This window comes from Arthrobacter sp. ZGTC131, from assembly GCF_002929275.1.
Classification (GTDB): domain Bacteria; phylum Actinomycetota; class Actinomycetes; order Actinomycetales; family Micrococcaceae; genus Arthrobacter.
The window spans coordinates 92,414-104,475 of record NZ_PJIK01000003.1; the positions used below are offsets into that span (position 1 = coordinate 92,414).

Annotated in this window: 7 protein-coding genes; 1 reads left to right on the forward strand and 6 read right to left on the reverse strand. The window is 66.4% G+C overall.

Translation table 11 applies throughout. From position 1 onward, the window contains the following. Positions 1 to 116 precede the first annotated feature (116 nt). The 5 genes from CXQ90_RS05480 to CXQ90_RS05500 all read right to left on the reverse strand — a co-directional run bounded on the left by CXQ90_RS05480 (position 117) and on the right by CXQ90_RS05500 (position 8,745). Positions 117 to 3,299 carry an Ig-like domain-containing protein gene (locus CXQ90_RS05480; RefSeq protein WP_181038435.1) on the reverse strand — a complete coding sequence of 1,061 codons (3,183 nt, stop codon included), beginning with the start codon at positions 3,297 to 3,299 and terminating at the stop codon, positions 117 to 119. 52 nt (positions 3,300 to 3,351) lie between these two features. Next, positions 3,352 to 5,379: a beta-galactosidase gene (locus tag CXQ90_RS05485; RefSeq protein WP_104137582.1), complete on the reverse strand. Its 2,028-nt coding sequence runs from the start codon at positions 5,377 to 5,379 to the stop codon at positions 3,352 to 3,354. 91 nt (positions 5,380 to 5,470) lie between these two features. Further along, complete coding sequence (locus CXQ90_RS05490) at positions 5,471 to 6,817, reverse strand: sugar ABC transporter substrate-binding protein (protein WP_104137584.1); 1,347 nt, start codon at positions 6,815 to 6,817, stop codon at positions 5,471 to 5,473. Between the two features lie 42 nt (positions 6,818 to 6,859). Continuing rightward, positions 6,860 to 7,810 carry a carbohydrate ABC transporter permease gene (locus CXQ90_RS05495; RefSeq protein ID WP_219816638.1) on the reverse strand — a complete coding sequence of 317 codons (951 nt, stop codon included), beginning with the start codon at positions 7,808 to 7,810 and terminating at the stop codon, positions 6,860 to 6,862. Positions 7,811 to 7,812: 2 nt separating this feature from the next. Beyond that, positions 7,813 to 8,745, reverse strand: coding sequence for a carbohydrate ABC transporter permease (locus tag CXQ90_RS05500; protein ID WP_104137944.1), 933 nt, complete (start codon positions 8,743 to 8,745; stop codon positions 7,813 to 7,815). Between the two features lie 121 nt (positions 8,746 to 8,866). Between CXQ90_RS05500 and CXQ90_RS05505 the strand changes: the two genes are divergently transcribed. Next, complete coding sequence (locus tag CXQ90_RS05505) at positions 8,867 to 9,946, forward strand: LacI family DNA-binding transcriptional regulator (protein WP_308470543.1); 1,080 nt, start codon at positions 8,867 to 8,869, stop codon at positions 9,944 to 9,946. Positions 9,947 to 10,094: 148 nt separating this feature from the next. Here the strand turns inward: CXQ90_RS05505 and CXQ90_RS05510 are convergent, their stop codons facing one another. After that, the gene (locus CXQ90_RS05510; protein ID WP_104137948.1) at positions 10,095 to 12,020 is read right to left on the reverse strand and encodes an ABC transporter ATP-binding protein; all 1,926 of its coding nucleotides are present in this window, start codon (positions 12,018 to 12,020) and stop codon (positions 10,095 to 10,097) included. Positions 12,021 to 12,062: the final 42 nt, after the last annotated feature.

The window sequence follows — 12,062 nt, forward strand, 5'->3', positions numbered from 1 at the left end:
GGCTAAGACGCGGCTATGAGACGGCCAAAAGGGCACCTGGTGCGTCTCTCGGGGACGCACCAGGTGCCCTCTTGCCGTACTTCCGCCAGTGCCACCGCGGTTCGGGCGGCTAACGACTAGCGGCTGAACACGACCTCGTAGGTCCGGGTCTGGCTTCCGTCCTCGCTCCGGATTGTCACCGCGGCCATACCCGTCGGCTGGTCCGCCTGCTGCACCGTGACGGTGGCGTAGGGGTCCGCCGCGATGGCCGTGACCTCCAGGCGTGACCCTTGGGCCTCTGCCCGGTACGAGGTCACGTTCGGGTCGAAGCCTGCCACCGGCTGGCCGTTGACGGAGATCCCGGCGGCCGTGGCGTCAGAGGACTTGCCCGGAGCCAGCGCCAGCACCTGCACCTCGCTAACCGTCATGTGGGTGTTCGGCCGGGCGGTGAGCACCACGCGGACGTCACTTGTGTCCACATTGGCAACCGGGACCGTGACCACCGGGGCGGGGCTGCCGCCGGGGACCTGGATCAGAGCGCCAGCGTTCCGCCAAATGCCGTCGGCTGCCCTAGTCTGCGCCTGGAGGCTTTGGGCGTAGCTGTCGGTGGATCCGTCGCGGTAGAAGTGGACCTTCACTCCGGTCACTGTTTTCTGGTTCGCAAGCGCCACGGACAGGGTGTCGGTGGTGTTCTTGGTGCCCGACTTCCAGTTGGACCAGGCCTTGTCCGTCAGGTTGCCGTTGCCCAGCCCCGCCGTGCCGTAGCCCGGCTCGGTGAACGTGGCGCTGAACGTGGTGCCGGAGTCATCGGCCACGTTGTCGGCTGTTCCCGCTGTGACCTGGACGCGCACGGTGGCGGGCAGCGTCCGCCCGTCGGCGGCGTCGGCGGTGCCCGCCACCGTGGCAACGCCAGTTGCGGTGAACGGTCCGGCGGCATCCCAGACAACCGGCCGCTCCACTTTGCTGCCGCCGGCAGTCACCGCTGTTACGGTGGCGGGCAGCGCGGGCGTTCCGCCGGCGTAGGTTTTGGCCCGGGCCGGAAGCGTCGAGACGAGCTTGTCCACCGTGACTTTGGCCGTCACCGGATGCGCAGCACCCAGGACGTCGGTCGCCGTTCCGCGCACGTCAACGGTTCCGGGTGTGCTCCACCGGTTCTCCGGCGGCATCGTCCAGGTCACCGGAAGTTCGCCCCGGGCGCCGTCGCGGTAGACGGGGACCACTGTGGCGGGTAGCTGCGGAGCGGTCCCGGGAACGGTGAAAGCCGTGACGTTCTGGAATCCCTGAACAGTTTCATCGATGACCCGCCAGCGCTGGTTCTCGCCGGAGTTGGCAGTCCACAGGGTCACTGGAGATCCGTCCGCAGTGGCGTGCCCGCCCACCTCGAGGAGCCTGCCGGTTGCCGCGTTGACGAACGTGTAGGTGCCGTCGCCGGTGGTGGACATGGTCCACTGGGAGGCGTCACCCGGCGATGGTTCCGCCGGGGCCAGCTGGGGTGTTCCGTCGACGACGGCGAGCTGCCGCCCGCCGTCGGGCGTTTCAATCGCGTAGCGGGCACGGTTGCTGTTCTCGCCGCTGAGGCGGCGGATGGTCCACTGCTGGTCGGCGCCGGCCCCGGAACGGATGACGGCGGTGCTGCCGGTTCCCTGCGTGAGGGACTTGCCGCTTTCGACGCCCTGCAGGCGGTAGACGTGATCCGCCTGAATCAGCGCGGCGTCCTTGGCCACGCCGTGCACACCATTGACGAGGAAAGTAGTGACGGATTCGGCCGCTACCGTGAGGACCGCGGTGCGGTCCTTTCCGACGGCGACCGGCTCGCCCTGCACCAGCGCTCCGGAGGCGTCACTGGTCACTGGCGTCACGGTGGCGTTCCCCTGGATCGCACCGAACCCGGAGAGGTCAAGTGCAACTTGGCGCTGCTGCTTGCTATCGTTCACGTGCACCACAGTGGCTCCGGAGTCGGAGACGGCGGCCGCGCTGTTCATGTCGTCCACCTTGACCAGGCGGTCCCCTGGCTTGATGTAGTGCGTGAAGTTCCGCGCGGTGTTGTATTTGGTGTTCGTGTAGATCGGGCAGCTTTCGAGGTTGTCCCCGGCGGCGCAGTCGAAGGGCAGCTGGATCTCGCCCCAGTTGGAGCCAATGGCGCTTTCACCGCCGGGCTTCATATTGTTGTAGTCCTCAACGGGCTGCCAGAACACCCAGGCCTCGGGCTCGAGCTCGCGGAGGTCGTTGACCATGTGCTGGGCCAGGCCAAGGCCCGGCTGCATGCTGGTGAAGTTCTGCCCGTCCATCCACGAGCCGCCGGTTTCGCTCATCCACAGGGGCTTGTCCTCGCCCTTGGCGATGTCCCGGACGGCTGTCCGCTGGCCGGTCCCGTAGGTGTGGACGTTGAGCTGCTCAACGTTTGCCTTGGCGTCGGCGGAATAGCTGTTCCAGTTGTTGGCGAAGGTGGAGGGGTTGGTCTCGTCCATGGCGCTGATGACGGCGCCGGTGTCCGCACTGGCCAGCGCTTTGGCCAGGGACTGGATCACCTTCTGCTGCAGTTCGGGGCCCATGTGGGCGCCTTCCTGCCGACCGCCGACGGGCTGGCCAGCCGTATTCAGGCTGGTTCCCCAGTACGGGGTGTTCGGTTCGTTCATGGGGTCGATGGTGTCGATCTTGATGCCGTGGGCTTTTTCAAGCTGCTTGACGGCGCCCACCAGGTAAGAGGAGAAGTCGTCAACGCTCTCGGTCCGCAGTTGGTCCTGTGAGGAGTTGAAGCCGCCCGAAACGTATCCGCTGACCGTCTGGAACCACGGCGGGGAGTTGCTGAAGGCTTCCCAGTGCGTGATGTCGTTCTTGATCCGGTCCACCCACCAGCGCTGCGTCTGGTCGGCGTCGAGGTTCCAGTGGTCCGGATTTTCCGGATCCCACCAGTCCCTGTCCTGCCGGGTGGTGCCCTCGGGGGCCTTCCACCAACCTTCAACGGCGCCACCGGCCCGGAGGTAGTCCTTCACGTCCGGCGCGTTTCCGCCGCCGATGTTGTACCGCGCGATGTTGAGGTTCAGCCCCTCGTCACCGAAGACCATGTCAGCAAGCTTGTTGCGGACTTCATCCGGATAATCGCCGGTGGCGTTGGCGAACCAGACCAGGCTGGTGCCCCACCCTTCGAAGGCGTCACCCTGGTAGGAGGGGTCCGGCCGCACGGTCACGGCGCCGGCCGGCACAGGTTCGTCGGCTGCCGGGGCGGCGGGTGCGGGTCCGGCCACGAGCCCCGCGGAGAAGACCGCCGCGGTGATGCCGGCGGCGGTCGCGGCCCAAGGCCATCTGGATCTGTTCGTCATTGAATTCCCTTCGGTGCGGTGATGCTGCTGCTGATCTCTGGGGACTGCTGCTTTACTTGGGGCTTTTGAGAACGGCCACGCCGCGGGCGGCGAGCTTGGCTTGCCCGGTGCCCGTGAGCACGGCCCCGGGGACCGCCGAGATGTCGACGGCGTGGTCCGTTCGGTTGATCAGGAAAAGGAAGCGTCCGTCCTCCCCTGCGCGAACGGCGAGTTCGACGGCGCCACACAGTTCCGCGGGCAGTTCAGACCCGACGCCGGCCAGATCGGCGAATTCCCGCAGGACCGGGACCAGGCCGGCGGGTCCGAGCCGTGTCGCCACGTAGCCGGCGGATCCGCCGCCCACGCTGCGCCGGGTTACAGCCGGTTCGCCGGCGTGGTCACCGGAGGTAAACCGGCGCAGGACCTTCGTGTCGCCGGAGGTGGTGGCCACCGGGTCCGCCCACAGCGTGCCGGTTGACCCGTCGTCGAGCGTGGCTTCTTCTCCCGGGGCCAGCGGCCCGAACTCTTCCACCCGGATCCCCAGCAGATCGCTGAGGGCGCCGGGATATCCGCCGAGCCACACGTGGTCGTTCTGGTCCACGATGCCCGAGAAGTAGGTGGTCACCAGGTGGCCGCCCGCTTCGACGAAGGCGGTCAGGCGCGAGCGCAGCTCCGCCGGCACCACGTGCAGGACCGGTGCGATGACAAGCTGGTAGCCCTCAAGGGAGGCTGCCGCCGGGAGGACATCGGCGCGGATGCCGGTGGCCAAAAACGCCGAGTACCAGTCAAGTGCCTCCTGCCGATAGCGGAGCCGGTCGGTGGGATGGGAGTCCAGCTCGCTGGCCCACCAGGAATCCCAGTCGAAGAGGATCGCGGCCCGTGCCGGCTCGCGCCGGCTGCCGGTGATCGGCGAGAGTTCACCCAGCGTGCGGCCGAGCGCGGTGACGTCGCGGAAGAGTCTGCTGTTGCTGCCGGCGTGCGAAACCATCGCGGAGTGGTATTTCTCTGCCCCCGCACGCGACTGCCGCCACTGGAAGAAGCAGACCGCGTCTGCGCCGTGGGCCACGTGGGTGAGCGAGTCCCGGGCAAGCGCCCCGGGCTTCTTGGGCGTATTCACCGGCTGCCAGTTGACGGCGCTGGTGGAGTGCTCCATCAGGAACCAGGGTTTGCCGCCGGCGATGTTGCCGGTCAGGTTCGCGGAGAAGGACAGTTCGTCATGGCCCTGCGGTCCCGGGACCACGTAGTGATCGTTGGAGACGAAGTCGACGTCGGCGGCCCAGGCGGCATAATCCATCCCCTTCGTCTCCCCCATCACCATGAAATTGGTGGTGACGGGGATATCCGGGGTGATGCCGTTGAGGATGTCGCGTTCGGCGCGGAGGTAATCCCGCAGCGAGTCCGAGGAGAAGCGCTTGAAGTCCAGCTGCTGCGTGGGGTTCGGGTAGGACGCGGCCTTGCGCGGCGGGAGGATGTGGTTCCAGTCCGCGTAGCGCTGGGACCAGAAGTCGGTCGCCCAAGCGGTGTTCAGATCCTCAATTGTGCCGTAGCGGTCTTGGAGCCAGCGGCGGAAGGCGGCCGCGGCGTCGTCGGAATAGTCATAGATGTTGTGGCAGCCGAGCTCATTGGAAACGTGCCAGGCGCAGATGGCGGGGTGGTCCTTGTAGCGTTCGGCTATGGCTCGCACGAGCGTCAGCGCGTGCTCGCGGAATACCGGCGACGTGGGCCGCCAGTGCTGCCGGCCGCCCGGCCAGAGGGTTTCGCCGTTCTGGGTGACCGGAAGGATTTCCGGGTGTTCGGCCGCGAGCCACGGCGGCGGGGAGGCGGTGGCGGTGGCGAGGTCCACGGCAATACCGTTGGCGTGGAGCAGACCGATGATGTCGTCGAGCCAGGCAAAGTCCCAGGTTTCCCGCGAGGGCTGGATGCGTGCCCACGAGAAGATGGCCAGGGAGACGATGTTGACCCCGGCCTCCCGCATGAGCCGCACATCCTCTGTCCAGACCTCGCGGGGCCATTGCTCGGGGTTGTAGTCGGCACCGAAGGCCAGCCTCTTGGTGTCCGGGGACGGCCAGCGCAGCCAGCGGTGTTGGGTGGCGTGGGTCATGGAGTTCCTCTTTTTGGGCGGGTTTGGGTGGCCGCGGACGCGCCGGGCTGGCTGGCGCGTCCGCGGAGATGGGTGGGTTGCCTACGGGGTCCTATTCCTTGACCGTGAACCCCTGCTCGGTGCCGTACTTCACCGAGGCTTTTTGCCATGCCGTCAGGCCGTCCTTGAGCTTGGTGCCGGAGACGTAGGCCTGGCCGGCGGTGTCGTTGAAGATGCTGTTGGCGTAGACCTGGAACGGCAGGTAGGACCAGCCGGCGGGAACATTCTTCGCTGATTCGGCGAAGATCTGGTTGGCCTTTTGGCCGCCGAAGTACTTGAACTCGGTGTTCTGGAATTTCTCGGACGCGAGGTCCTTTGACGTCGCCGGGAAGGCGCCGCCGTCGATCCTGGCTTGGACGCCTTCCTCAACGTTGGAGTACTTCAGGAAGCCGTAGGCAAGCGCTGCCTGGCTGCTGGCCGCAGGAATGGCCAGCGAGCTGCCCCCGTTTTCGGCGCTGCTGTTGGCGCCGCCCTTCTCCCACTGAGGCAGGGGTGCGACCCGCCATTTGCCGGCCCCGTCGGCAACGCCGGAGACCAGGTTCCCGGGCATCCAGGCGCCGGTGGAAAGGGTGGCGATGGTGCCGTTGCCGAGGCCCTTGTACCACTCGTCGCTCCAGGAGCTGATGGGGGCCAGGAGGTCCTCGTCAATGAGCTTTTGCCAGGTCTCGGCGAACTTGGCAGACCCATCGTCGGAGAAGTTCACGCCGACGTTGGTGCCGTCCACCTGGTAGGGCTTGCCGCCGGCCTGCCAGATCAGGCTGGTGGTGAACCCGGCGTCGCCGGTGTCGTTCGCGATGTATGCCTTGGGATCAGCCTTCTTCAGCGCACGTCCGGCCTCGAGGAACTCATCCCAGGTGGTGGGCACTGCGATGCCGTGCTTGTCGAAGAGTTGCTTGTTGTAGAACAGGGCCATGGGGCCGGAGTCCATGGGAAGGCCGTAAACGCCGCCCTGCGCCTGCACCGAGGACCACGGACCGGCCGTGAAAGTACCGTCGAGGTCTGCAGCTCCGAACTGGCCGAGGTCCGCCAGTGCCTTGCCGAGCGCAAACTGCGGAAGTGCGTAGTACTCGATCTGCGCCACATCGGGCACGCCGGAGCCAGCGGATATTGCGTTCTGCAGGGCGGTGTACTGGTCGTTGCCGGTGCCTGCGTTGACCAGGTTGACGTCCACGTTGGGGTACTTGGCCTCGAAGCCCTCGGCGACCTTCTTCAGCGACTGGTCCCAGGCCCACACCGTCAGCTTGCCGCCTTTTTGGAGGGCGGCTTCGACGGCGTCGCTGTTGACCGTTTGCTGCGGCGCCGCGTTGCCGCCACCTCCGCAAGCGGTGAGCCCCAGGGCGAGTGCGGCGGCGACGGCAGAAGTCTGCAACAGGCCGCGGCGGGTCAGGGTCTTGATCATGTCTTCCTTCTAACTGCGTTGTTGGTGAGGGTGGGACGGGCGTTATTCTTTGACGCTTCCGGCGGAAAGGCCGGACTGCCAGTAGCGCTGGAGCAGCAGGAACGCTGCGATCAGCGGAAGGATTGTGAGCAGGGAACCTGTGATGACCAGGTTGAAGATGGCTTCCCCGCCGGCGGTGCCGGCCTGCGCGTTCCAGGCGTTCAGGCCCAGGGTGAGGGGGTACCAGTCCGGGTTCTTCAGCATGATCAGCGGCAGGAAGTAGTTGTTCCAGGTGGCCACCATGGTGAAGAGCAGCACGGTGACAATGCCCGGGGTCAGCAGCGGAAGGCAGACCTGGAAGAAGGTGCGTGCCTCGCTGGCGCCGTCGATCCGGGCGGACTCCATGATCTCGGTGGGGATGGCCTCGGTGGCGAAGGTCCACATGAGGTACAGGCCGAAGGGCGAGATGAGCGAGGGGATGATCACGGCCCAGGGGGTGTTGGTGAGGCCCATCTGGCTGAACATAAGGAACGTGGGGACCGCGAGTGCCGTGCCCGGAATGGCCACCGCTCCGATGACGACGGCGAACACGGCCTTCCGGCCAGGGAAATCGAACTTGGCCAGTGCGTAGCCACCGAGGACGGCGAGGAAAGTGGCACCGCCGGCGCCGAGCACGACGTATAGGACTGTGTTGGCGAACCAGCGAAGGAAGATCCCGCCGTCGTAAGTTGCTGTCCGGGCGATGTTGTCCCAGAGGGCAAAATCGCCGTCGAACCACAGGCCGAAGGAGTTGAGCAGGCCGTCCTGCGTTTTGGTGGCGTTGACCAGCAGCCAGAACAGCGGGGCCAGGCTGTAGAGCAGGACAATGCCCATCAGGAGAGTCAGTACCAGGCTGCGGCGTGAGCGCCGGGTCCCGGTTGTGCGTGGAGACCGCAGGCGAGGGGTGCGTAATTTCAGCGGGGACGACGTTCCCACGCCGGCGCTGCCGGGGCGGGCGGCTGTCTGAACGCTCATGGTCAGAGCTCCTTTCGCATGCCGCGGACCTGGACGGCGTAGGCAATGGCCATGGTGATCAGCCCCATGATGATCGCCACCGTGGCGGAGTAGTTGTACTGCTGCCCGGAGAAGGACAGGGAGAAGGCGTACAGGTTGGGCGTGAAATAGGTCGAGATGGTGTTGGGTGAGAGGCTCTTGAGGATGCTGGGCTCATTGAAGAGCTGGAAGCTGCCGATCACGGAGAAGATGGAGGCGACCACGATGGCGCCGCGGATGGCCGGCAGCTTGATCGCGGCGATGACCCTCAGCTGGCCGGCGCCGTCGATCTCGGCGGCCTCATAGAGGGACTTGGGGATGACGGTCAGCGCGGAGTAGAAGATCAGCATGTTGTAGCCGATGAACTCCCACGTGACGATGTTTCCGATTGAGGCCAGCACCAGTTCGGAGGAGAGCGGGCTGGGCAGGTTCAGGCCGAAGGCCTGGTTGATGTTTCCCACCAGTCCGAATCGGGTGCCGTACATGAAGCCCCACATGAGTGTGGCGACGACGGCAGGCACGGCATAGGGCAGGAAGATCGAGATGCGGAAGAACGACTTCCCGTAGAGCCTGCCGCTGTCCAAGGCGAGGGCAACAACGAGGGCGATCGTCAGCATGACGGGCACCTGGACTGCCAGGAACAGCGAAACCCGTCCCAGCGCGGACCAGAACTGCGAATCCCCCAACGCCCGGGCGTAGTTGTCCAGGCCCACGAACGCCGTACCGCCAATGAGTTGGTTGCGGAAGACGCTCAGGTAGATGGAATACGCAATCGGGGCCAGGAAGACCAAGGCGAAAACGGCCATGAAGGGGCCGATGAACCACCAGCCGGCCCACGAACGGCGGCTGGCGCGGCGGCTCGTGCGGGCCGCCGGAGCAGCCGCTCCTGCTGGCGCTGCGACTTGCGGGGACGTCATTGTCATGGAAGGTCCTCTTCAGGGATGCGTCACTGGTGGTGACCGAACGTGTTCTGTTTACGTAAACATCTGTGTGAGCTTTTGTGTATGTTTGCGCAAACATGATTGGTATGATGGTGACATGGAGCACGAATCCGGTCAACCCCCGGTCCGCAATATCTCCCCTGTGAAGGAGACGGCCGGCGCCGCGCTACGGCGCAAGCAGCAGGTGTCCATGGCCGACGTCGCCAAGCTCGCCGGAGTCTCGTCGCAGACCGTTTCCCGCGTGTCCAACGGGAGCCCTGACGTCATCGAAAGCACGCGGCGCCAGGTCATTGCGGCCATGAACGAACTCGGATACCGGCCGAACAGTGCGGCCCGGGCGCTCAAGCGAGGCAGCTTCCGGACCATCGGGGTGATCACGTTCTCGCTGTCCTCCCTGGGTAACATGCGCACGCTTGAGGCCATCGCACTGCATGCAGCCCGGCAGGACTTCGCCATCACGCTGATCCCGGTCACCGCACCAACGCAGGCCGGGATCCAAGGTGCGTTTTCCCGGATGGGTGAACTCGCCGTTGACGCGGTGATCGCCATCATGGAGGTCCACCTCCTGGATGCGGCGACCGTGACGCTGCCTCCTGGAGTGAAGGTGGTCGTCGTCGATTCCGACGCCGGCGAGGAGTACAGCGTGGTGGACACAGACCAGGCCGACGGCGCCCGCAAGGCCGTCAGACACCTCCTGGACCTCGGCCACGAGACCGTCTGGCACGTCGCCGGCCCCGAAGAATCCTTCGCCAGCGAACGCCGTGCCGCCGCCTGGCGCACTACCCTTGCCGACGCCGGAAGGGCCGTCCCGCCGGTGCTCCGCGGCGACTGGTCGGCGGACTCCGGCTACGAGGCCGGACTCCGGCTCGCTGACGAACCCGGCTGCACGGCCGTGTTCGCCGCGAACGACCACATGGCCCTCGGCCTGCTCCGGGCCTTCCGCGAAAAGGGGAAAGCAGTCCCCGAAGACATCAGCCTGGTCGGCTTCGACGACGTCCCCGAAGCCTCCTCCTACGCTCCCCCGCTGACCACGGTCCACCAGAACTTCGCCGACGTCGGCAACCAGTGCGTCGACAATGTCCTCCAACAGATCCGCACTAACACCACCAAACCCGGCATCACTCTCGTCCCCACCCAACTGGTGGTACGCCACAGCACTGCCCCGCCAAAGCACTGAACATCTCGCAACGCCGGACATGCGCCCCCGTCACACGTGCGCGTCGCGAGACGTAGATACGAGACGCGCCGAGCCGTGGAATCACCGCCGGCGGCTGCAGGCCTTGAGACGTCTCGCACACGCTCCACGGGCGGGGACGATGCCCCCGTCAAACCTCCGCCACCGGAGCCGCGAACTGCGCCGCATACAGCGCGGAGTACGCCCCGCCCGCCGCCAACAACTCAGCATGCGTCCCCTGCTCCACGATCTGACCGGCCTCCATCACCAGGATGAGGTCCGCGTCGCGGATGGTGGACAGGCGGTGCGCGATCACGAAGCTCGTCCGGTCGGACCGCAAAGCACTCATCGCCTTCTGCACCAGCACCTCGGTCCTCGTATCCACTGAAGAAGTCGCCTCATCCAAGATCAAAACAGAAGGCCGGGCCAGGAACGCCCGGGCGATCGTCAGCAGCTGCTTCTCGCCGGCCGAAACGTTGGAACCCTCGTCCTCCAAAATGGTGTCGTAACCCTCCGGCAATGAGTGCACGAACCGGTCCACGTACGTCGCCTGCGCCGCCTCCAGGATCTCCGCTTCGGAAGCATCGGGCCGGCCGTACGCGATGTTGTCCCGGATCGTCCCGCCGAACAGCCACGTATCCTGCAGCACCATGCCCATCCGCGAGCGCAGCTCCCGCCGGGAGACAGCGGTGACGTCCACGCCGTCGAGCGTTATCTGTCCCGCATCCAGCTCGTAGAACCGCATCATCAGGTTCACCAGCGTGGTCTTCCCGGCCCCGGTAGGCCCCACAATCGCCACCGTCTGCCCCGGCTCGGCCACCAAGGAAAGCGAAGAGATCAGCGGCTTGTCCGGCGAATAGGAGAACGAGACGTTCTCGAACACCAGCCGCCCCCGCCCGCCGTCCGGCGAGGAACCGGGCAAAGGATCCGGCGACTGCTCGTCCTCGTCCAACAACGAGAACACCCGCTCCGCCGATGCCACCCCGGACTGCAGCAGGTTCGCCATGGACCCCAGCTGGGCCAGCGGCTGGGTGAACTGCCGCGAGTACTGGATGAACGCCTGCACATCGCCCAGCTGCATCGCTCCGGAGGCCACCTGCAACCCGCCCACCACCGCGATCCCCACGTACACCAGGTTCCCGATGAACGTCAGCGCCGGCATGATCAGGCCGGAAATGAACTGCGCCCCGAAGCTCGCCGCGTACAGCTCCGCGTTCTTCTCCCGGAACCGCTCCTCCACCTCGCGCTGCCGGCCGAACACCTTCACCAGCGCATGCCCCGTGTACGTCTCCTCGATCTGCCCGTTCAGCTCCCCCGTGTGCTTCCACTGCGCCACGAACAGCTTCTGCGACCTCTTCGCGATCAGCGCCGTGGTCACCAGCGTCAGCGGCACGGTCACCAGCGCAATCAGCGCCAGCACCGGCGAGAGCAGGAACATCATCACCAGCACGCCCACCACCGTGAGCAGCGACGTCACCGCCTGGGAGATCGACTGCTGCAGGCTCTGCGAGATGTTGTCCACATCGTTCGTCACCCGGCTGAGCAGCTCGCCGCGCTGGATCGAATCGAAGTACCGCAGCGGCAGCCGGTGAATCTTCGCCTCGATCTGCTCGCGCAGCCGGTACACCGTCCGCTGCACCACGCCGTTGAGCACGTACGCCTGGATCCAGCCGAACGCCGACGCCAGCACGTACAGCGCCAGCGCCCACAGCAGCACGGAGGACAGCGCCGCGAAGTCGATCCCGGTCCCCGGCGTCAGCTTCATGGCCCCGAGCATGTCCGCCTGCGAATTCTCGCCGGCCGCCCGCAACCCCGCGATCACCTCGTCCTTGCTCACCCCGGCCGGCAGGTCCTTGGACACCACGCCGGCGAAGATCAGGTTGGTGCCCTCCCCCAGCAGCCGCGGCCCGATCACCGAGAACGCCACGCTCGCCACGGCCAGCGCCAGGACCAGCACCAGCCACAGCCGCTCGGGATGCAGCGTCCCCAGCAGCCGCCTGGCCGACGGCCCGAAGTTCATCGCCTTCTCCGCCGGGACGTTCATCCCCGCGAACGGCCCGCCCCTGCCCGGCCCCATCGGCGGGCGCGGCGGGCCTGCTTGCCGTTCAGCGCTCCCCGC